The organism is Rhodococcus sp. 06-418-5 (genome assembly GCF_002258285.1).
In the GTDB taxonomy this organism is placed as follows: domain Bacteria; phylum Actinomycetota; class Actinomycetes; order Mycobacteriales; family Mycobacteriaceae; genus Rhodococcoides.
On record NZ_NOYE01000037.1, the window covers coordinates 24,089 to 45,067 of the forward strand.

Annotated in this window: 18 protein-coding genes and 1 pseudogene; 10 read left to right on the forward strand and 9 right to left on the reverse strand. The window is 65.5% G+C overall.

Going from position 1 to position 20,979, the window contains the following annotated elements:
- Position 1 precedes the first annotated feature (1 nt).
- On the forward strand, positions 2-3,451 hold the full coding sequence (locus CH274_RS25270; RefSeq protein WP_094659282.1) for a TM0106 family RecB-like putative nuclease: 3,450 nt from the start codon (positions 2-4) through the stop codon (positions 3,449-3,451).
- Here the strand turns inward: CH274_RS25270 and CH274_RS25275 are convergent.
- Positions 3,421-4,635: an alanine racemase gene (locus CH274_RS25275; RefSeq protein WP_094659283.1), complete on the reverse strand. Its 1,215-nt coding sequence runs from the start codon at positions 4,633-4,635 to the stop codon at positions 3,421-3,423. The genes CH274_RS25270 and CH274_RS25275 overlap by 31 nt on opposite strands.
- Before the next feature lie 90 nt (positions 4,636-4,725).
- Positions 4,726-5,367 (reverse strand): TetR/AcrR family transcriptional regulator, encoded by a 642-nt coding sequence (locus CH274_RS25280; protein WP_032396501.1) that lies wholly within the window; start codon positions 5,365-5,367, stop codon positions 4,726-4,728.
- A gap of 88 nt (positions 5,368-5,455) precedes the next feature.
- On the opposite strand from CH274_RS25280, the gene CH274_RS25285 reads away from it, so the two are divergent.
- Both CH274_RS25285 and CH274_RS25290 read left to right on the forward strand, forming a co-directional pair.
- Positions 5,456-6,769: a D-arabinono-1,4-lactone oxidase gene (locus CH274_RS25285; RefSeq protein WP_094659284.1), complete on the forward strand. Its 1,314-nt coding sequence runs from the start codon at positions 5,456-5,458 to the stop codon at positions 6,767-6,769.
- Between the two features lie 61 nt (positions 6,770-6,830).
- Positions 6,831-8,318 (forward strand): molybdopterin-dependent oxidoreductase, encoded by a 1,488-nt coding sequence (locus CH274_RS25290; protein WP_094659285.1) that lies wholly within the window; start codon positions 6,831-6,833, stop codon positions 8,316-8,318.
- 19 nt (positions 8,319-8,337) lie between these two features.
- Here CH274_RS25290 and CH274_RS25295 read toward each other — a convergent pair whose 3' ends face one another.
- Both CH274_RS25295 and CH274_RS25300 read right to left on the reverse strand, forming a co-directional pair.
- Positions 8,338-9,279, reverse strand: coding sequence for an adenosine deaminase (locus tag CH274_RS25295; protein WP_094659286.1), 942 nt, complete (start codon positions 9,277-9,279; stop codon positions 8,338-8,340).
- Positions 9,280-9,289: 10 nt separating this feature from the next.
- Positions 9,290-10,081, reverse strand: a complete 792-nt coding sequence (locus tag CH274_RS25300) for an enoyl-CoA hydratase/isomerase family protein (RefSeq protein ID WP_094659572.1) — start codon at positions 10,079-10,081, stop codon at positions 9,290-9,292.
- An 89-nt stretch (positions 10,082-10,170) separates the two neighbouring features.
- Between CH274_RS25300 and CH274_RS25305 the strand changes: the two genes are divergently transcribed.
- Entirely contained in the window at positions 10,171-11,316 is a 1,146-nt protein-coding gene (locus CH274_RS25305; RefSeq protein ID WP_032396497.1) for an acyl-CoA dehydrogenase family protein, read from the forward strand.
- A gap of 93 nt (positions 11,317-11,409) precedes the next feature.
- Here the strand turns inward: CH274_RS25305 and CH274_RS25310 are convergent, their stop codons facing one another.
- From CH274_RS25310 to CH274_RS25320, 3 genes are all read right to left on the reverse strand, one after another.
- Positions 11,410-12,864, reverse strand: coding sequence for a DHA2 family efflux MFS transporter permease subunit (locus CH274_RS25310; RefSeq protein ID WP_094659287.1), 1,455 nt, complete (start codon positions 12,862-12,864; stop codon positions 11,410-11,412).
- A 9-nt stretch (positions 12,865-12,873) separates the two neighbouring features.
- Positions 12,874-13,479 (reverse strand): PadR family transcriptional regulator, encoded by a 606-nt coding sequence (locus tag CH274_RS25315; RefSeq protein WP_032396495.1) that lies wholly within the window; start codon positions 13,477-13,479, stop codon positions 12,874-12,876.
- A 288-nt stretch (positions 13,480-13,767) separates the two neighbouring features.
- Positions 13,768-13,971: a cold-shock protein gene (locus CH274_RS25320; protein WP_008714360.1), complete on the reverse strand. Its 204-nt coding sequence runs from the start codon at positions 13,969-13,971 to the stop codon at positions 13,768-13,770.
- A 174-nt stretch (positions 13,972-14,145) separates the two neighbouring features.
- On the opposite strand from CH274_RS25320, the gene CH274_RS25325 reads away from it, so the two are divergent.
- Positions 14,146-14,898, forward strand: a complete 753-nt coding sequence (locus tag CH274_RS25325) for a GNAT family N-acetyltransferase (protein WP_094629617.1) — start codon at positions 14,146-14,148, stop codon at positions 14,896-14,898.
- Positions 14,899-14,955: 57 nt separating this feature from the next.
- Positions 14,956-15,975, forward strand: coding sequence for a glutathione S-transferase family protein (locus tag CH274_RS25330; protein WP_094659288.1), 1,020 nt, complete (start codon positions 14,956-14,958; stop codon positions 15,973-15,975).
- Here the strand turns inward: CH274_RS25330 and CH274_RS25335 are convergent.
- On the reverse strand, positions 15,957-16,358 hold the full coding sequence (locus tag CH274_RS25335; protein ID WP_176459377.1) for a VOC family protein: 402 nt from the start codon (positions 16,356-16,358) through the stop codon (positions 15,957-15,959). The genes CH274_RS25330 and CH274_RS25335 overlap by 19 nt on opposite strands.
- Positions 16,342-17,190: a helix-turn-helix domain-containing protein gene (locus CH274_RS25340; RefSeq protein WP_176459376.1), complete on the reverse strand. Its 849-nt coding sequence runs from the start codon at positions 17,188-17,190 to the stop codon at positions 16,342-16,344. Before CH274_RS25340 ends, CH274_RS25335 begins: the two co-directional genes overlap by 17 nt.
- A gap of 97 nt (positions 17,191-17,287) precedes the next feature.
- Here CH274_RS25340 and CH274_RS25345 point away from each other — a divergent pair.
- The 4 genes and pseudogenes from CH274_RS25345 (at position 17,288) to CH274_RS25360 (ending at position 20,822) form a co-directional block, all read left to right on the forward strand.
- A pseudogene (locus CH274_RS25345) lies at positions 17,288-18,006 on the forward strand (hypothetical protein).
- Between the two features lie 43 nt (positions 18,007-18,049).
- A complete protein-coding gene (locus tag CH274_RS25350; RefSeq protein WP_032396493.1) occupies positions 18,050-18,889 on the forward strand; it encodes an LLM class F420-dependent oxidoreductase in 840 nt (279 codons plus the stop codon).
- Between the two features lie 122 nt (positions 18,890-19,011).
- Positions 19,012-20,055: an ABC transporter ATP-binding protein gene (locus CH274_RS25355; protein WP_094659289.1), complete on the forward strand. Its 1,044-nt coding sequence runs from the start codon at positions 19,012-19,014 to the stop codon at positions 20,053-20,055.
- Positions 20,052-20,822, forward strand: coding sequence for an ABC transporter permease (locus tag CH274_RS25360; protein ID WP_032396491.1), 771 nt, complete (start codon positions 20,052-20,054; stop codon positions 20,820-20,822). The genes CH274_RS25355 and CH274_RS25360 overlap by 4 nt, the downstream gene beginning before the upstream one ends.
- Positions 20,823-20,979 lie beyond the last annotated feature (157 nt).

Genomic DNA, 20,979 nt, shown 5'->3' on the forward strand with positions numbered 1-20,979 from the left:
CGTGTTCCTCATCGGCGATCGCGTCATCTACAGCGCCAGCGACCTCGCCGCGGCAGCGTCGTGCGAATTCGGACTGCTGCGCCGACTCGACGGGCTGAGCGAACTGATCCCGCGGGCAACGGCCACCCCCGATCCGATGCTCGACCGCACCTCCGCACTGGGATTCGAGCACGAGCGCCGACAGCTCGAGACATTCCAGCGGCGGTTCCCCGGCGGTGTCCTGACGATGGATCGACCGGGGCGTACCGATCAGGAACTTGCCGACGCCGCGTGGGCAACCTTCACCGCTCTGACTGCGCGCACACCGGTGGTGTGTCAGGCGACCTTCTTCGACGGACGATTCCTCGGTTTCTGCGACTTCCTGGTGGCCGAGGGCGATCGGTACGCGGTGTACGACACGAAGCTCTCTCGGCACGCCAAGGTTCCGGCACTGCTGCAGTTGGCGGCCTACGCGGACGCGCTGCGGTCCGGCGGGATCACTCCGAGCGACGAGGTGCACCTGATGCTCGGCGACGGCAGCGACTCCGTCCACTCGCTCGCCGAGATCCTTCCGGTCTACCGGCAGTCCAGGGAACACCTGCAACACATCCTCGACGAGCACCACGCCGAGGGCACCGTCGTCGACTGGTTCGACCCGCGCTACTCCGGCTGCGGGCAGTGCGAGGCCTGCACGATCGAGGTGGAAGAGCACCGCGACCTGGTTCTCGTCGCCGGGATGCGCGCGAGTACCCGGGAGAGACTGCTCGACGCGGGAATCGCCACGGTGGACGAGCTGGCTGCGTCGACCGGGACCGTAGAGGGCATGTCGTCGCGCACACTGACCAACCTGCGAGCTCAAGCCGAGCTCCAGGTGCGCCAGGAGCGCAGCGGCGACGCCGAGTTCGAGATCTTCGACGCCGACGCCCTCGGTGTGATTCCCGAGCCCGATCCGGGCGACATCTTCTTCGACTTCGAGGGCGATCCCCTGTGGGCAGAGGCAGGCAGTTCCGAGTGGGGACTCGAGTACCTGTTCGGTGTCCACACCGCCGACGGCGACTTCCTGCCGTTCTGGGCGCACGATCGCGCGCAGGAACGACGCGCCCTGATCGACTTCCTCGACTACGTGACCACCCGACGCGCGGCTTACCCGAACATGCACGTCTACCACTACGCGCCGTACGAGAAGACCGCGCTGCTGCGCCTCGCCGGACGCTACGGCGTCGGTGAGGACGCGGTCGACGACCTACTGCGGGACGACGTTCTGGTCGACCTCTATCCGATCGTGCGATCTGCGGTACGCATCGGAGCCAGGTCCTACAGCATCAAGAAGCTCGAACCCCTGTACATGCCCGCCGCCCGCGACGGAGACGTCACCGACGCGGCCGCGTCGATCGTCGAATACGCGAACTGGTGCGATCTGCGAGATCAGGGCAAGGACGCCGAGGCCGCGGCACTGCTCTCCGAGATCGCCGAGTACAACCGCACCGACTGCGAATCGACACAGCGACTGCGGGATTGGTTGCTGGCGCGCGCGTCGGATGCCGGGGTGCACCCGCGGACGACGCAACACCTCGAGCTCGAAGACGCTGCCGTGGACACCGCCAGCCCGCTCGAGCTCGAACTCGCCGAGTACGCCGGTCTGCCGTGGGAGCGCACCTCGACGCAACAGGCCGTCGCACTGTTCGCCGGTTCCATCGGGTATCACCGACGCGAACGAAAGCCGTTCTGGTGGGCGCACTTCGACCGCCTGACACACCCGTTGGACGAGTGGGCCGACGCTGCCGACGTGCAGAAGGTCGAGCGCGCCGAACTGGTGCACGACTGGATGAAAACCGCACCGAATCAACGCGTCCTACGACGGCAGCTCAAGCTACTGGGGCACCTGAGCAACGGGGTCCTGTCGAGCTCGAAGGTCAAGCTGCTCTACGACGACCCGGCCCCGGAGGGGCTGCCGAAGCAGCAGCCGACCCATCGCGCGACCACGACGGTCGAGATCGTGCAGGCAGGCTACGAGGGCACGCTCGACATGGTGGTGGTGCAGGAGAACCTCCGCAAGGGAGTGGACGAGTACCCCGACTTCCCCATCGCCACCGCACCCGAGCCGCCTCCGGCGACCAAGTATCTGGAGCAGGCGATCGTTGCCGCCGCCGCCGAGGTCGGTGCGGCACTGCCGCACCTTCCGCGCACGGCCGTCGCCGATCTGCTGACCCTGTCCCCACCCCGAACCCGCTCCGGCACAGGCCTTCCCGAGGTCCGCGCCGCGGATTACGCGACGGCGGTCACGGCGGCCCTGCTCGATCTCGATCACTCCTACGTTGCCGTGCAGGGGCCACCCGGGACCGGGAAGACGTACACCGCTGCCCGGGTGATCGCCGAATTGGTCGACGTCCATCGCTGGCGCATCGGCGTGGTGGGCCAGTCGCATCACGTGGTCAACAATGTGCTGGACACCATCGTGGCGGCCGGAGTCGACCCAGGCCGGGTGGGCAAGAAGGCACCGACAGCCCACACCGTCGTCGACCCGGCGGAGTACTCCCGATTCGTCACCGACGCCGAGGACGGCTGCGTGATCGGCGGTACCGCCTGGGACTTCTCCAACCCCGGCCGCATCCCGCCCGAATCGCTCGACCTCCTGGTCATCGACGAGGCCGGGCAGTTCTCGCTGGCCAACACCATCGCCGTCTCGGTGTCTGCACGTAATCTGCTGCTGCTCGGCGACCCGGCGCAACTGCCACAGGTCAGCCAGGGCACCCACCCCGAACCCGTCGACGAGTCGGCTCTGGGTTGGATCACCAGCGGTCACCCGACGCTGCCCGTCGACCGCGGTTACTTCCTGGCCACGACATGGCGGATGCATCCCGATCTGTGTGCCCCGGTGTCGGCGCTGTCCTACGAGGGCAAACTCGAATCCAATCGTGCGGTGACACAGGCTCGTTCACTGTCAGGGCTGGAACCTGGACTCCACACCGTGTACCTCGACCACCACGGCAATTCCACCGATTCGGTGGAGGAAGCCGACGAGATCGTCACCCGTGTGCAGACTCTGCTAGGCCGGCAATGGCGCGACCCGCAGTCCTTCGAGGGTGCGCGGCCCATGCACCAGGGCGACTTCCTGGTCGTCGCGGCCTACAACGCGCAGGTAGCCGTCATCATCGAGCGACTCGCAGCCGCCGGACTCGACGAGGTCGCGGTGGGCACCGTCGACAAGTTCCAGGGACGCCAGGCACCGGTGGTGCTGATCTCGATGGCCGCGTCGGCGATCGAGGACGTTCCGCGAGGTATGGGATTCCTGTTGTCCCGCAACAGACTCAACGTCGCGGTCTCGCGTGGCCAATGGGCCGCGATACTGATCCGATCGCGGGCACTGACCCGGTACCTGCCGTCGACCCCGGCCGGACTGGTCACTCTCGGAACGTTCATGGGCCTGTGCGAGAACGGGATTCAGCCGAACGCCATACCCTCACCACGATAAGTGGGGACTACCTCGACGGACCCGTCGGCGTGCACCAGATGCAGGGTGTCGAACCGCTCGCACAGCTCACCCGCCTTGGCATGGCGGAACCAGACGCGATCACCGATCCGGATCTCCCCTGCTCCGCTCACGGGAGTCTGCACCTCGCCGGCACCCTCGTTGCGCAGCAACCTCAGACCGGACGTCACTACTCCCCTGGCCCTTCTCGACCACGCGACCGGCCGCGGCGACCTCGACGCCGACGCCGGACCCGACGCGATGTAGCCACCACCGAACAGCGTCGCGATCTGCGGAGTCGGCTTGCGCACCGCGGGCAGTGCGAAGAACAGCGAGGGCTCGGCCGAGAACGCGCGATACCGATCGAAGAGCGTCGGCGCGAACAAGCCCGACCCGGCTGTCACCTCGGTGACGACCGGATCGGCCGCCGAGAAGTCGATCGACCCGGTACCGCCACTGTTGACGATCTCGATCCGACCGACTGCCGCAGTCACGGCCTCGACGACCGCCGTTCTGCGCGTGGAGATCTCACGGGACGAGAGCGACTTCATCCATTCCACCGCACGATTGGCATCGGGCACACCGGCGATCTGCGCCTCGTAGAACATCAGACCGACCACCCGGAACCCGCGCGCCTGCGCCGCCCGCGCGAAGGCGGCGACCTGCTCGGGTTCGCGCAGCGGCGAACGTCGGACACCGATGTGCAGCGGTCCGATCCGCAGCGAGGCATCGACGTCGATACAGATCCGCGGCTTGAGAAGATCGCTGTCGGTGGCGTCGCGCACGATGTCGAGCTGTGCGACGTCGTCGACCATCAGCGTGATGCGTCCCGACAGCACACGATCGTTGACGACCTCGGCGAGGGCGGTGCGATCGACCGACGGGTACCCCATCAGGATGTCTTCCACACCGTTGCGTGCCAACCAGATCGCCTCACGCAGGGAGTAGGCCATGACCCCGTTCACACCGTCGGCCGCGAGCACCCGATCCAGTACCGCCCGGCACCTGACCGACTTGCTCGCGATCCTGATCGGCACCGAATTCGCCCGCGCTCGCAGGGCCGCAGCATTGGCATCGAGGGCAGCCGAATCGACTGCAGCCAAAGGTGATTCGATCCCCTCGGTGGCAGCGGCGATACGGGACAGTGGTGTCGTGTCGGTGGTTGCGACACCGGCGATCGAGCTCATGCGGCGTATTCCTTCGTCGTCGTTGCCAGGCCTACACAGTCAAACACTCCGCAGCCCAGAAGTCCCAGCGAGCATCGACCACGCCGAGTCTCAGCAGTCCACGGCCTTGCCCGCGATCAGCCCCGACAGGTCGTCGATCTGCGCCAGCACCTCGAGATCGTCGCCGTCGACCAACCACCGCAGCACCAGCCCGTCGAGGGTGGCCATTCCGAAACGCGCGATCGACGCCACCGGCTCGAGCCATCGCGTACCGGTGTGAGCGGAACACTTCTCGAAGAACAACCGGGCCTCGGAGTCTCGGATTCGGTACTGCCCAGTGGCGATCTCGGCGGCCGTTGCGGACCCGAGCGCGCGATGACGCAACAGATAGGTCTTGATCTCGTAGGCGAGCAACTGCCGATCCGGGGACTTCTCGATCAGCAACCACACCGCGCTCAGACCGCCGTGCACCAGCTCTCGCAGACCGCGGACGCCCGGGAGTTCGCGCGTACCCACGGCACTGTCCAACGCGGCGTGCAGAATCTCGGTGACGTCGACGATGAGGTGCTCGCCCATCGCGATCACCAGATCCTGCTTGGTCTCGAAGTGGTACTGCACGATGCCCTTGGTGACCTCGGCATGCTCCGACAGAGCACGTACGGTCAGGGACTCGATTCCCACGCGCTCGGCGACCTCGATCGCAGACTGCACCAGTTGTGCGCGTCGCACATCAGCGGGCAGCCTCGATTGCATGACCCGATCCTAGGGCGCGGCCGAGTTCTGTGCCTCGGATTGATCCAGGCGCGCCTCCGCGCGGTACGAGCAATGCAATAGTGATCGAATGAACGCGGGGTCGTGGCAGAACTGGGCAGGCAATCAACACGCGTTCCCGTCGGACCGCGCCGAGCCCACGTCGGTGGACGAGCTGCGCGTCGTGCTGGCCGGTGCCGTCGAACGATCTCGCACGGTGCGATGCGTCGGGGCCGGCCATTCCTTCACTCCGATCGCGGTGACCGACGGCGTCCAGATCGGCCTCGATTCGCTGCGCGGCATCGAATCCGTGGTGCACGACGACGACGGGTCGGCCCTGGTGACAGTGCTCGCAGGCACCCGGCTGCGCGAGCTGACCGCGCGGTTGTGGGATCTCGGGCTGGCCATGACCAACCTCGGCGACATCGACGAACAGTCCATCGCGGGAGCCATCTCCACGGGTACCCACGGAACGGGAGGACGCTTCGGCGGCATCGCCACCCAGGTGTGCACGGTGGAACTGATGACCGCGGACGGCGAACTCGTGCAGTGCTCTCGCGAGGAGAACGCGGAACTGTTCGACGCGGCCCGCGTCGGGCTCGGTGCGCTCGGCGTCATCACCCGAGTCACGCTCGAGTGCGTACCGGCCTTCGCCCTGCGAGCCGTCGAGGAGCCGTCGACGTTGCGGGCAACGCTCGCCGAACTCGACGCCACCGTCGCCGCCGTCGACCACTTCGAGTTCTACTGGTTTCCGCACACCGACCGCGTGCTGACCAAACGCAACACCCGCCTGCCCGGTGACGTGGTGCTGAAGCCGTTGGGAAAGGTGCGCTCCTACATCGACGACGAATTGCTGTCCAACACGGTCTTCGAGGGCCTCAACCGGGTGGTGACCCGCGTACCCGCACTGATTCCTCGGGTCAATGCGGTATCGGCTCGGGCGCTGTCGGCTCGCGAGTACATCGACCGCTCGTACCGGGTGTTCGCGTCGTCGCGGACCGTCAAGTTCGTAGAGATGGAATATGCGGTACCCGCATCCGAGATCGGTTGGGTGCTGCGCGAGGTGGATCGATGGCTCGGACGGTCGTCGATGTCCATCGCGTTCCCGGTCGAAGTGCGCTTCGCCGCGGGCGACGACATCTGGCTCTCCACCGCATCCGGACGCCCGACGGCCTACATCGCCGTCCACCAGTACCACCGCCGCGATCACCGCGAGTACTTCGACGCCGTCGAGGCAATCTGCCTCAGCGTCGGTGGCAGGCCGCATTGGGGCAAACTGCACTCCCTCGGTAGCGACGAGCTGCGCGATTGCTACGAACACTTCGACGACTTCCTGCGTGTTCGCGATTCGATGGACCCGAAGAAGTTGTTCGGCAGCGACTACCTCGAGCGTCTGCTGTCGTGAGCGGTAATTCGTAGCAGGCTACGAAGTACCGCTCACCACGAATTCGCTTACATTGGAGCGAGTGAGCACAGGAAAACGCGCGCTGTCCGGCATCGTCGCCGCCGGAGTCGTCCTCGGTGTCGGCGAATTGATCGCCGTGCCCATCGGACCCAACTCGTCACCACTGACCGCCGTCGGGTCCTCGGCCGTCGACAACAGTCCGGCCCCGATCCGTGAATGGGCCATCGACACGTTCGGCACCTCCGACAAGCTCGCCCTGTTCGTCGGCATGGCCGTGGTGATCGGCGCGATCGCCGCGGCGGCAGGAATCGCCCGAAAGCCGATCGGTGCCGTGGTGTTCGCCGCACTGGGCATTGTGGGCGTACTCGCAGCAGTGACTCGACCCGACGCCACCGCGCTCTACGCAGTCCCGACCATCGGCGGCGTCATCGTGGGCATCGTCGTGCTGCACGCCCTCATCGGTGCCGCCGCCCCTGCAACCGAAGGCATGAACCGACGTAGCTTCCTGACCCTCGCCGCCGGTGCCGCGGTACTCGGCGTCGTTGCCGGGACAGCCGGCCGGATGCTGACCTCCGCCCGCGCCGTCACCGCGGATCGACTCGGCTTCATGCTGCCCACGCCCACTCCGCAACCCCCGATCCCGGCCGGGGCGGACCTGAAGATCGACGGCCTCGCGTCGTACATCACCCCGAACGACGACTTCTACCGCATCGACACCGCGCTGGTCGTGCCGCGGGTGGCGTCGGATACGTGGTCGTTGCGGATCCACGGCATGGTGGACCGCGAGATCGAGCTGACGTTCGCCGACCTGGCGCAGCGCCAGGCCGTGGAGAAGACGGTCACCCTGACCTGTGTCTCCAACATCGTCGGCGGCGACCTCGTGGGCAACGCAACGTGGATCGGCTACCCGCTCAAGGACATTCTCGAAGAAGCAGGCATCTCCCCCGACGCCGACATGGCACTGTCGTCGAGCAGTGACGCCTTCACCGCGGGCACTCCCCTCGAAGTGCTGCTCGACGGCCGCGACGCCCTGCTGGCCGTCGGAATGAACGGCGCACCGCTGCCCGTCGAACACGGCTACCCGGCGCGGCTCGTCGTACCCGGTCTGTACGGCTACGTCTCGGCGACCAAGTGGGTCACCGACATCGAGATCACCCGCTTCGACCGCGCGACGGCATACTGGACCGACCGCGGTTGGGGCGCGCTCGGGCCGATCAAGACGGCCTCGCGGATCGACACCCCGCGATCGGGCAGTTCCGTGCCCACGGGGAAGACGGTCATCGCCGGCGTCGCCTGGGATCAGCACACCGGTATCGACGCCGTCGAAGTGCAAGTGGACGAGGGAAACTGGGTGCCGGCCACACTGTCCGAGGAGTACTCCAAGGACACCTGGCGGCAATGGACCGTCGAGCTGGACCTGCCCTCGGGCCAACACGCGATCCGAGCCCGCGCCACCAACTCCGCGGGCGAGCTGCAGACCAACCAGACCGCCGACACCGTTCCCGACGGTGCCACCGGCTACCCGCGGATCTCGGTGACGGCGACCTGATCCGAACAGTCGCGCTGATCTAGACAGTCGCGAAGCTGGCGCGAATCGAGTTCTCGGCCAGCTGCTTTCGCTCGGCCGTGGTGAGACCCATTCCCGCTTCGAGGGCCGCGAAGTTGTCGTCGACGTAGCCGCCGAAGTAGGCGGGATCGTCGGAATTGATCGACACCGACAGGCCGCGCTCGAGCATCTGCCGCAACGGCAGCTGGTCGACGGTGTCGATCACCTTGAGCCGAACGTTGGAGAGCGGGCAGACGGTGAGCGGAATCTGTTCCTCGACAAGACGATCGACCAGTGCTTCGTCTTCGAGGCACCGCACTCCGTGGTCGATGCGCTCGACCTTCAGCAGATCCAGTGCCTGCCAGATGTAATCCGGCGGCCCTTCTTCGCCCGCATGCGCGACGACGTGCAGTCCCTCGGCGCGCGCCTTGGCGAACACGTCGACGAACAGTGACGGCGGATAACCCACCTCGGCGGAATCGAGACCGAGACCGATGATGGGGGCCTTCATGGCCAACAGATCGTCGAGTAGTTGGTTGGCGTGCAGCACCGGCTTGTCCCGCAGGATCGACGCGATCAGCCCACTGGTGACGCCGAACTCGCGCTCGCTGGAGGCGCACGCGTCCGCCAATCCGTCGACGACGGCCTCGAGGGGGACGCCACGCTCGGTGTGCGCCTGCGGATCGAAGAAGATCTCCGCGTGTGTCACCCCGGCCTGCGCCGTACGGCGAAAGTAGGCCCGAGCGAGATCGGCAAAATCCTCGGCAGTGCGCAACACGGCCATGTTGGCGTAGTACAGATCCAGGAACGACTGCAGGTCGGTGAACTCGTACTTCGCCCGCAGTTCGTCGATGTCGCTGTACGGCAACGACAATCCGTTACGCTCCGCCAGCTCGAATATCAACGGAGGTTCGAGTGACCCCTCGATGTGCAGGTGCAGTTCGGCCAGCTGATCAGTACTCACTCACCCGATGCTACTTGCCCGTGTACGTCGCCTTACCCGGACCGACCTCGAGGAAGCTCTTCACCGCACCCCGCAGATCCTCTGTTTCGAACAGGGCACCGGAGACCTCCGAGGTGACCTCGTCCGCATGGGCCACACCGCCCGAACGCCACGCTGCCACAATCTGTTTCGTCGCCGCATGTGCGACCGTGGGGCCGTCGGCCAGTCGATGCGTCAGCGCGAGCGCCGCGGCATCGACGTCGTCGTGAACCTGATTGACCACGCCCCACTCCTTCAGTGTCTGCGCGTCGTACAGGTCACCGGTCATGACGAGCTCACGAGCCCGACCCGAACCGGCCCGCTCGGCGAGGCGCTGCGGGCCACCCATCGACGGCGTCAACCCGACGACGGTCTCGACCAGACCGAACTTGGCCTTGGGACCGGCGAGAATGATGTCGCAGGCCAGCGAGATCTCGAACGCGGCGGTGAGCGTCAAACCGTGCGCGGCGTAGATCACCGGGCAGGGCAGCGCCTCGAGCGGATGAGCAATCTGTGCGAACAAATTCCGCCACAGATCGGCACCCTGTGCGGCGGACAGGCCCTCGAACACATGGACGTCGACACCTGCGGAGTTGACCTTGCCCTCGGCGCGAAGCAGCACCGCACGAGGGGGCCGCGCGACGAGGTCGGCAACGTTCGCTGCCACCGCGTCGAACATGGCCTGATCGAACAGATTGAGCGGGCCGTGGTCGAAGGTGAGGACGGCGACCTCGGCGCCTGCCGCGGTGGTGGATCGAACGAGCGAAGTGGGTGCGTCAGCCATGGTTCGCATAGTGCCACACCGGTCTCGGACGGTTGTTACCAACGAGTATTGTGCGCAGGTAACTCACCGTTACCGAGAGGAACAGATAGATGAAGCGCAGCCTGTTCGAGGCCGATCACGAGGACTTCCGTGCGTCGGTACGCGAGTTCGTCACCCGCACCATCACACCGGTCGAGGAAAAGCTCGTCGAACAGCGATACATCGACCGCGAGATCTGGCTCGAAGCAGGTCGCAACGGATTCCTGGGCCTCGAAGTGCCCGAGGAATACGGCGGCAGCGGAGCCGAGGACTACCGATTCAACGCCGTCCTCGCCGAGGAACTCGCCCGCTCGAGTGCCGCGGTGGCGTCGTGCTTCGGAATCCACGTGGACATCGTCGCTCCCTACCTGGTCAAGCTCACCACCGAGGAGCAGAAGAAGCGCTGGCTGCCGGGCTTCTGCAGCGGCGAGATCCTCACCGCGATCGCGATGACCGAGCCGTCCGGCGGCTCGGATCTCGCTGCGCTCAAGACCACTGCCGTCAAGGACGGCGACGACTTCATCATCAACGGTTCGAAGACCTTCATCACCAACGGCAACTCCGCGGACCTCGTCATCGTCGCCACCCGCACCACGCCGGAGAAGAAGGCCAAGGGCATCACGCTCTTCGCCGTCGAGAACGGCACCGAAGGATTCTCCCGTGGCCGCAAGCTCGACAAGGTCGGTCAGCCCGAGTCCGATACGGCCGAGCTGTTCTTCGAGAACGTACGAGTCCCGAGCTCGAACATGATCGGCGAATTCGACGGTGGCTTCATCCACATGATGCAGCTGCTCCCCCAGGAACGCATCAGCTGCTCGGTCGCCAACCTCGGACACGTGCGCCCGATCCTCGAGGAGACGCTGCAGTACGCCAAGGACCGCAAGGCCTTCGGCCAGCAGATAGGTTCGCTCCAGTGGAACAAGTTCCTGCTCGCCGAGCTCGTCACCAAACTGGATGTGGCACAGGCCTACATCGACAACTGCATCGCCGCCCACGGAATCGGTGAGCTGACGGCCATCGACGCAGCCAAGGCGAAGTGGTGGAGCTCGCAGGTACAGAACGAGATTCTCGACCACTGCGTCCAGTTGCACGGTGGCTACGGCTTCATGAACGAGTACCGCGCCGCCCGGGCGTGGAAAGACGCTCGCGTCACGAAGATCTGGGCCGGATCGAACGAAATCATGAAGGAACTGATCGGCCGCGATCTGGGCCTGTAGTGCGGCTTCGCCGCATGTGAGCGCGGAGCCTGCGGTCGTTCCGCAGGCTCCACTCCGGCCTCGTAGTGGGCTACGAAGTTCCGCTCACATGGGCTACTCGAACGCAGGCCGCGCGTAGAAGCAGACCGCGATCATGCCGACGATCAACACCGCGGCGGGCAGGATCAGTGACTGGGCCATGGCGGTCGTGAAACCGTCACGCAGCATCTCGGGCACTCGGCCGGCGAATTCGTTTGCCCCCGAGGCAGATCCACCGGTGGGCAGTTCGGCGGCCAGGCGAGACTGGATGAGCGCGCCGATGCCCGCACTACCGAGCACGGAGCCGATCATGCGGGTGGTGTTGTAGATGCCCGAGCCTGCGCCGGCCTGACTCATCGGAAGATTACGAGTTGCCGTGGCCGCCAGCGGAGACCAGATCAACGCGTTGGCCACGCCCATTGCGGCGACGGGGAGCAGCAGCTTCCAGATCGCCGTGGTGGGTGTCATCTCGTACGCGAACCACAGCAGTGATGCGGCCAGGATGAACAATCCCGAACCGGCGATGTAGCGCGGATGTGTCCTGTCGACGAGCTTGCCGACGTTGGGTGCCAGAATGCCGGTCAGCAGTGCCATCGGCACGAACAGCAGTGCCGATCGGGTCGGGGTGAGCCCGGTGACGCTCTGTGCGTAGAACATGATCGGCAACATCATGCCGGACATCGCGAAACCCATTGCGGCGATGCCGATATTGGAGAGCGAGAAGTTGCGATCACGGAAGAGCGCCAACGGGACCAGCGGTTCGCTCTTGTTCACCGACTGCCAGTAGACGAACCCGGCGAAGACGAGTAATCCGACACCGATCAGGATCCAGATACCTGTCCCCCAGTCGTACTTCTGCCCTTCCTGAATACCGAAGACGATGCAGAACAGTCCGACGGCACTGAGTGCGACACCGAGCAGATCGAACTTGTGGTCGTTGGTGGGCAACACCGGAACGAACTTGAGCGCCAACGCAATTGCAACTACACCGACCGGCAGATTGATGAAGAAGATCCACTCCCAGCCGAGTGAGTCGACCAGGACGCCGCCGAGGATCGGACCGACGAGCGTCGCCACCCCCGCGACGGCACCCCACGCTCCCATGGCCGTTCCGCGCTTCTCGGCGGGGAACACCCGGGTGATCACGGCCATCGTCTGCGGGGTGATCATCGCAGCGCCGAGACCCTGCACGGCACGCGCAGCGATGAGCATCTCGATGGATCCGGACAGCCCGCACCACGCCGACGCGAGGGTGAACACGACCAGACCGGCGATGTAGAGGTTTCTGGGACCGAACTTGTCACCGAGTCGTCCGGTGACGAGCAACGGCACGGCGTAAGCCAGCAGATACGCGCTGGTGACCCAGATGACGTTGTTGATGTCGGTGTTCAGGCCCGCGAGGATGGCCGGCTGAGCGACTGCCACGATGGTGGTGTCGACCAGAATCATGAAGAAGCCGAGGCACAGTGCCCACAGGGCGGGCCAGGGTTCGATCGCCTTCTGCGGCGGAGCGGTCTCGACGGCGTTCATACTGTTCTCCTAGTCCCGATCCGTCAGGGTCGTGTGGTGTGCGGAAATCTCGTGCGGCCACGGCAACGCGCCGCTGTCGACGCGATCGATGTAGCTCGTCAACCAATTCACTTCGGCGGACAACATGTGGTAGGTGTAATCGATTCCGGCCCAATAGATTTCGGACACCTTGCGTTCTGCTGCCAGGCGCTGGTAACCGGACAGTTCCTCGATCTCGAGCGACAGGTCTTCGATTCGTGCACGGAGCAGGGCGATCGCCTGGGACGCCGGTAGGTTGTGCATCTCGGACAGACCGAGGGTGAACTGCGGATACTCACGCACCGGGGTGCGGAGGATCTCGGTGAGCCTGTCCAGGAGAACGCGTCGGCCGGCGGGCGTGATCTCGTAGGTGGTGCGCTCGGGTCGGTTGCCGCCGCGGTCCGTTCCGACCTCGGCGACCAGTTCCTGCCCGTGGAGTCGCGCAACGGCGTGGTACAGCGACCCCGGTCGAACCTTGACGATTCGATCTTCCTTACGCTCCAGCAGCAGTTGGTACATCTCGTAGGGATGCATGGCACCTTCCGAGAGCAGTGCCAGGACCGATACGCCCAGCGGGTTCACTGCCGCCCCTCGCATCGCACTCCCTCCCGATACCCCAGTCGAATTATTCCAACTGGAATATAAGCTCGCGGGAAGGCCGACTGCAACCAGGACAATGCTCCGACCTGGGGATCAATCGGACATACGGCACATGATGTCCTGGAAATGCAGAAGGGACATCGACCGAGGTCGATGTCCCTTTCGACAGACGAAGGCCGGATACTCGGAATCTCTTCCGTGTATCCGGCCTTGTCACCGAATTTCTGGTGGGATTTACTTCGAGAAGCTCACTCCACCAGGAGAAGTCGGGTTACGAAGCTTGAATCAGATGGCGCGGACGCCGGTAGCCTGGGGGCCCTTCTGACCCTGGCCCACCTCGAACTCCACGCGCTGGCCCTCGTCGAGCGACTTGAAGCCGCTACCCTGAATCTCCGAGTAATGAACGAAAACGTCCGGTCCGCCACCATCCTGCTCGATGAAGCCGAAGCCCTTTTCGCCGTTGAACCACTTCACACTGCCCTGCGTCATTCTGTAAACCTTCTGTAAGCGAGCTAGATCTTCACGTCGAAGCTCTAATCTCAAATCCGAGTCTGCCATCTATCGGCGCTGAGCGAAACACCGGGGGCGAAAAAGTTCGAAAGATTGCTTTGGGACGGTGAAACCGAAATGGAGCCCTGCGGCCCTGTGGCTAATGTTTCGAGCGTGAATTCCCCTCTGCCCGACGCGGGTCCGTTCGATCGCCACCGACTCGACATCGTCCGGTTGGCGTGGTGTCGACAGCTGCAGATGGACGATCGAGCCCTCGACACCGACTCCGACCGCGTCGAACATGTCGGTGCCACCGAGGACATCACCGTCCTGCGACTGGCCGAGACCACCCTGATCTCCGGTCCGTCCTGGGCGGTGGACGCCTCGCGCACACTCACCGGCCATGCCGGTACCGACCGCACCTGGATCTCGGCGCTGTTGGGTGACCGATCCGAGCGCTATGACATCGGCACACACACCGTGGCCTACGGGTCGGACATCGGCCACACCATCGACGTACACGACCCGCTGATCTCCCACGAAGCGGAGCATGCGCGCAACCTGGCTGCGCACTGCAGTGAAGCCGACGTCGCCGAGGCGTTCGACGAGCCGGTCTCACGGCACTGGTTCACTCTGCTCGGCGACGACAGGCCTGCGGACTCGGCGCACTCCCTCGCGTCGGCCGGCTACTCGGAGCAGCAGCTGATCCTGGCCGACATGCGTGTCCTGACGGACGCGAACCATCGCCGACGAGGCCACGCCCAGGTGGTCGGCAGGCTGGCGACCAACGACGCCATCGACGACGGCCTGATTCCGCAATGGCGATCGCGACCGGAGAACGCCAGTGCTCGACGCCTCGCCGCGCGGCTGGGCTACGTGGAGATCGGCGTCCGTCACACCGCGGTGCTTCGCGGCGATCACGGTTGAGGTACCTCCGGACTGGGTAGCGTCGTCGGGGACCGATCGATGCGAGGAGTGAACACAATGGCAGACGATGCCGCCTACGTGGAACCGGGCAAGGAATTCACGCGCGACACCAATTACATTCCGACGCGAATCACCGCGGACGGCCGAGACGGCTATCCGGTGGAACCGGGTCGGTATCGACTGATCGCCGCACGCGCCTGCCCGTGGGCGCATCGATCCATCATCGTGCGTCGCCTCCTCGGGCTGGAAGACGTGCTGTCCCTTGGCATTCCGGGGCCGACCCACGACCCGCGCAGCTGGAACTTCCAGGAAGAGCCAGGCGGCGTCGACTCCGTTCTGCAGATCCCGAGGTTGCAGGACGCCTACTTCGCTCGCTTCCCGGACTACGAGCGCGGCATCACCGTCCCCGCCATCGTCGACGTTCCCACCGGCGAGGTCGTCACCAACGACTACCCGCAGATCACCCTGGACCTGTCGACCGAATGGACGCAGTACCACCGCGACGGTGCCCCCGATCTGTACCCGGAAGCGCTGCGCGCCGAGATCGACGAGGTCGCCGATCTGGTGTTCCGAGACGTCAACAACGGCGTCTACCGCTGTGGATTCGCCGGCTCGCAGGAGGCGTACGACAAGGCCTACGACCGCTTGTTCACGCGCCTCGACTGGCTCGTCGAACGCCTGACCACCCAGCGCTACCTCGTCGGCGAGCACATCACCGAAGCCGACGTGCGCCTGTTCACCACCCTCGTACGCTTCGATCCCGTCTACCACGGCCACTTCAAGTGCAATCGCAGCAAGCTCAGCGAAATGCCGGTGCTGTGGAACTACGCACGCGATCTGTTCCAGACGCCCGGATTCGGCGACACGGTCGACTTCGACCACATCAAGCGGCACTACTACGAGGTGCACACCGACATCAACCCGACGGCGATCGTGCCCAAGGGCCCGGACCTGGCAGGGTGGCTCGAACCCCACGGCCGCGAATCCCTGGGAGGATCACCGTTCGGCGACGGAACCGCTCCCCCGCCGCCCAAGCCTGACGAGCTCGTTCCGGCCGATCACTGGGTCCCCGCGTAGGTTCCGAACGACCAGTGGACGCCTTCGGCGTCGCGACACGTGAAGCCGCGACTCCCGTAGTCCTCGTCCCGCAAGGGCTGCGTAATCGTGACGCCGGCCGCCACGACACGTGCATGGATCTCGTCGGGGCGATCGGTGACGACGTAGGCACAACCGACGCCGGCCGGCAGACCGGTGAGCGCACCGTCGGCACGGACACTGCCGAGCATGACGCCCCCGCCTTCCGGCCAGCGCAGTTCTGCATGATCGACACGGTCACCTTCGCCGTGGACGGCGGCTTCGGTGAACCCGACAACATCGACGAGGAAGCGAATGGCGGTACGAGCATCGTCGTAACGCAGGCACGGCCACACGGTAGTTCGCGTTTCAGTCATGACTGTCATCGTGCCCGCGCTCGATGACGTGGTCTTGTACGAATGCGAACACTTCTCTCTCGCGCCACACCGAAGGTGCCATACCTGCCATCGCGCGCCAGTCGCGGTTCATGTGCGATTGGTCGTAGTACCCGCAGTCGGCGGCGACGACCGCCATACTCTGCACGATCGGCCGGCGTAGTAGCTGATGGGAGCGATGAAACCTGGCGATTCTGGCGGCCACTTTCGGCGACACGCCATACTCCGCAGTGAATTTCGAGATCAAGTGTCTTGTGCTCCAGCCGATTTCGCGCGCGACGTCGGCAACCCGCGAGGCGGGTTCGCCCGTGAGCGTATCCCACGCCCAGCCCAACCGCGGATCGATCTCTTGGCCGATCAACCTACGCACCAGGATCTCATCGACGACATCGAAGCGTGCGGACCACGTCGCCGCGGCGCAGACCCGCTCACGCATCTCGACAGCGTCGGACCCCAGCAGGTCGTCCAGCCGTACGATCCAGTCACCCAAGTCGGCGGACGGAACACCGAGCAACGTCCGAGATCCCTGCGGGGTGAGCGAAAGCTGAATCCCGTACTGATTGCCGTCGTGCACGATCGTCACCGGCGTCGAGGAGATCCCACCGACGAGGGTTTCGAACGAGCCGTCACCGCGATGCGGCACACCGCGAACTACCACCTCGGGCTCGATTGCCACGATCAGAGTCAGATACGGACTGGGCATCCCGACGTGCTCCCCGGGGGCGTGTCCCCGCAGGCAATACCCGTCGTACGGACGCACCGACGAACGCAGCCGCGCAGAAGGCAACCAGCGCAAACCCTCGGAGACTGCGCCCACCGTCATACGGCTCAGCGTAGAACAGCGCGAAGCGGGGTAACAGAAGTCGATATCTACAGTGGTCTCCGGGTGGGCACCACCGCGGACGGCGAGAAGAGGACCCATGGCAGGTAAGAAGGACGACGCACAGGTCGAGGTCGGGGGTGGAGGCAAGCTCGAACGCGCGCTGGTCAACATCCTCGACAACGCCAGCCGCCTCCAGGGACCCGCCGTCGACAAGTACGTCGCGCACGTGCGTCGAGCACACCCGTACGACACCCCGCGCAGATCATCGAACGGCTGGAGAAGCGGTTTCTGCTCGCGGTAACCGGCAGCGGTTCCGCGGTGGGCGGTGCCGCGGCGATCCCCGGCGTCGGGACCGTCGCCTCGCTCGCAGCGGTGGGTGCCGAAACTGCCTTCTTCATCGAGTCCTCCGCACTGCTGACACTGTCGGTGGCCGCCGTACACGGCATCCCCGTCGAGAACCACCAGCAACGACGCGCCCTGGTGCTCTCGGTTGCGCTGGGCGAGTCGGGTATGCAGATCGTGCAACGGACGGTCGGCAAGACGGCGAAGAACTGGGGGCCGCTGATCACCTCCCGCATCCCGGGCGGCTCGATGACCAGCATGAACAAGTCGCTGGTGAAGAAGTTCATCACCAAATACCTGGCCAAGCGCAGCGCGCTTCTGGTCGGCAAGATGCTTCCCGCAGGCATCGGTGCGGCGATCGGCGGCGCAGGCAACCGCGCAGTCGGCAAAGGTGTCATCAAGAATGCCCGCGATGCCTTCGGCCCGCCGCCTGCTCGGTTCCCGGAGAATCGAATCATCGAACCGGACGAGTGACCGGCAGCGGAATCTTCGTGACTCTGCCGCGTTGACTTCGAACATGACTTCCACACCTGAACTCGGCAAGTACGGCGTCTGGCGACTGCACTCGGCGTTCACACCCGAACTGTCCCGGGCGATCGAATCCTTCGGCTACGGGACGATCTGGCTCGGCGGCTCGCCGCCCGCGGACCTGACCACCAGCGAGGAGATCCTCGACGCCACCGAGACGGTCGTCGTCGCCACCGGCATCGTCAACATCTGGTCGGACGCAGCGGCCGACGTCGCCGCGTCGTATCACCGGTTGGAGAGCAAGCACCCGGGCCGATTCGTCCTCGGAATCGGCGCAGGCCATCCGGAGGCGACGCAGGAGTACACCAAGCCGTACGACGCTCTTGTCGCCTACCTCGATGCTCTCGACGAGGCCGGAGTCCCGGTGGAGCGACGCGTCCTCGCTGCGCTCGGACCGAAGGTGCTCGCGCTTGCGGCCGACCGCACCGCAGGTGCGCATCCGTACCTGACCACCCCCGAGCACACCCGTGAAGCACGCCAGGCGCTCGGACCGAACAAGATTCTGGCACCCGAACACAAGGTGGTCCTCGAGTCGGATCCGGAGCAGGCACGCTCGATCGGCCGACCACCGGTCAACAACCCGTACCTGCACCTGCGCAACTACACCAACAATCTGAACCGACTCGGCTACTCCGACGAGGAGATCGGCGACGGCGGCAGCGACCGACTGATCGACGCGTTGGTGGCGCACGGTACCGCCGACGCGATCGCAGCACGGTTGAACGAGCACATCGATGCAGGTGCTTCGCACGTCACACTGCACTCGCTGCCCGACATGGCCGATCCGCTCGAGACCTACCGAGAGATCGCCGCCGCGCTGCATCGCTGACGCGGGACGGCTCGCGCACGTGGGGCCGCACCGGATGTCGGTCGCACCCCGTAGCCTCGGGTACCGGTTGCCGCGCGCAGCCGGTACTCGAGGTGAACTACGGCCAGGGGGATTGCGCACAGATGTCCAGCTATCCGGGAGCGGCGCTCGAAGCGCAAGCACTGACCAAGCAATTCGGCACAGTTCGCGCGGTCTCGGACCTGAGCTTCGTCGTTCCGCGCGGAACGGTCACCGGATTCCTCGGCCCCAACGGATCGGGCAAGACGACGACGCTGCGCATGCTCCTCGGACTCGTCGCTCCCACCTCGGGTGTCGGCCTCGTCAACGGCATGCCGTTCCGCGCGGCGACCCACCCCGCCCGCACGGTGGGTGCCGTCCTCGACTCGCTGAGCCTGCACCCCAAGCGCAGCGCCGCACACCACCTGAAGATCTACACCGCTGCGATCGGCATACCCGACAGCCGCGCGCTCGACGTCCTGCACCTCGTGGGGCTCGGTGACGTCGCCGACCGCGCTGCAGGCGGTTTCTCGCTCGGCATGCGTCAGCGCCTGACGTTGGCGACAGCTCTGCTGGGGGATCCAGAAATCCTCGTGCTCGACGAACCCGCGAACGGTCTCGACCCCGAAGGAATCGCCTGGCTGCGCGACTTCCTCAAGGCATTCGCCGCGTCGGGTCGCACCGTGCTCGTATCGAGCCACATCCTGCGCGAGATCGAGCAGACCGTCGACAATCTGGTGATCGTCAGCGCCGGCGCACTCGTGTACCAGGGTTCCATCGCGCATTTGCGATCGACACGTCCGAGCCGCGTACTGGTGGCCGCATCGGACCCCGCAGCTTTGGCCTTGGCGTTGGCTTCGAATGGGTTCAACGACAGCCAACTGCTTCCCGACGGACGCATCGGTGTCGCCGGTCCCGACGCGGCGACGATCGCCCGCATCGCGGCCGCCGCCCAGGTGACGATCTTCGGGACCACCGGCGAACACGTCGACCTCGAGCAGGTGTTCCTGTCGATGACCACGGGTCAGTACAACGCCGCACCCGTTCAGCAGAGTCCCCACGGTTACGGCCCGCCGGGTCCTGCGCAGGGTTACGGCCCACCGCCGGGGTACGGCGCTCCGCCGCAGAACTACGGTCCGCCACAGAACTGGAACGGGGGTCAGCGATGAACGCACTGCTGACGTCGGAGATCCGTAAGGTCACCACACTGAAATTCTGGTGGGCGCTGGCGATCGCCCCGATCGTCGTCGGAGTGTTCGCGTCCGTCATCACGTCGGTGATCGCGAATCAGCTGGGTGAATTCGAGGAGGACCTGGACATCTCGGGTGGCGTCGCCTCGATCGGCCTGTACGTCGCCGCCGGTGCCGCGATTCTGTTCGCCGGGATATTCGGTGCCGTCAACGCCGGAACCGAATTTCGCCACAAGACCATCACCACCAGCTTCCTGACCGCTCGCGGCCGCGACGGGGTGATTGCCGCCAAACTCGTCGTCACTGCGCTGTTCGGCCTCGGATACGGCCTGGTGGTGCTGCTGGCCAGCTTGATCTGCCTGCTGATATTCAACGAGCGGACCGTGCTGCTGGACGGCGCGTTCGTCGGCGTGGTGTTGTCGTGCCTCCTCGCAGTCGTGCTGTGGTCGATGATCGGTGCCGGCCTGGGTCTGCTGCTCAAATCTCCGACGTGGGCCGCGATCGTGCTCGTCGCCTGGCTGCCGTTCGGCGAGGGTCTGCTCTCGCTGATCCTGTTCGGACTCGGGCTCGGATCGGTCGCCGTAGCGCTGCCGTCGAACCTGACTCTGCCGACCATGGCGGCGACTCAACTCGACGACGCCGGCGACCTGGCGTCGTGGCCGTGGGCACCGCTCGGACTCGCGCTGTGGGCCGCGATCCTCACCGGCGTCGGCTGGTTCCTGGCCCGCACCCGCGACATCGACTGACGTCGCATCGTTCGCGGGCCGACCCTGTCGGTACTCGGGTCTACCGTGGTGAGGCGATGGCACACAGTAATGCGGTGAAAGACCGTGCAGCGGCACCCGGACGCAGCTCGTCGACACTCGACAGCGCAGAACCCGCGTCGAGGCCCCGGCGTGGGTG

What these genes read in the sequence shown, in the direction of transcription:
- CH274_RS25360 (WP_032396491.1), top strand. Translation starts at nt 20,052, where the DNA reads ATGAACGCACTGCTGACGTCGGAGATCCGTAAGGTCACCACACTGAAA.
- CH274_RS25355 (WP_094659289.1), top strand. Translation starts at nt 19,012, where the DNA reads ATGTCCAGCTATCCGGGAGCGGCGCTCGAAGCGCAAGCACTGACCAAG.
- CH274_RS25305 (WP_032396497.1), top strand. Translation starts at nt 10,171, where the DNA reads ATGAAGCGCAGCCTGTTCGAGGCCGATCACGAGGACTTCCGTGCGTCG.
- CH274_RS25275 (WP_094659283.1), bottom strand. Translation starts at nt 4,635, where the DNA reads ATGAGCTCGATCGCCGGTGTCGCAACCACCGACACGACACCACTGTCC.
- CH274_RS25285 (WP_094659284.1), top strand. Translation starts at nt 5,456, where the DNA reads ATGAACGCGGGGTCGTGGCAGAACTGGGCAGGCAATCAACACGCGTTC.
- CH274_RS25350 (WP_032396493.1), top strand. Translation starts at nt 18,050, where the DNA reads ATGACTTCCACACCTGAACTCGGCAAGTACGGCGTCTGGCGACTGCAC.
- CH274_RS25330 (WP_094659288.1), top strand. Translation starts at nt 14,956, where the DNA reads ATGGCAGACGATGCCGCCTACGTGGAACCGGGCAAGGAATTCACGCGC.
- CH274_RS25310 (WP_094659287.1), bottom strand. Translation starts at nt 12,864, where the DNA reads ATGAACGCCGTCGAGACCGCTCCGCCGCAGAAGGCGATCGAACCCTGG.
- CH274_RS25315 (WP_032396495.1), bottom strand. Translation starts at nt 13,479, where the DNA reads ATGCGAGGGGCGGCAGTGAACCCGCTGGGCGTATCGGTCCTGGCACTG.
- CH274_RS25280 (WP_032396501.1), bottom strand. Translation starts at nt 5,367, where the DNA reads ATGCAATCGAGGCTGCCCGCTGATGTGCGACGCGCACAACTGGTGCAG.
- CH274_RS25340 (WP_176459376.1), bottom strand. Translation starts at nt 17,190, where the DNA reads ATGACGGTGGGCGCAGTCTCCGAGGGTTTGCGCTGGTTGCCTTCTGCG.
- CH274_RS25300 (WP_094659572.1), bottom strand. Translation starts at nt 10,081, where the DNA reads ATGGCTGACGCACCCACTTCGCTCGTTCGATCCACCACCGCGGCAGGC.
- CH274_RS25320 (WP_008714360.1), bottom strand. Translation starts at nt 13,971, where the DNA reads ATGACGCAGGGCAGTGTGAAGTGGTTCAACGGCGAAAAGGGCTTCGGC.
- CH274_RS25335 (WP_176459377.1), bottom strand. Translation starts at nt 16,358, where the DNA reads ATGACAGTCATGACTGAAACGCGAACTACCGTGTGGCCGTGCCTGCGT.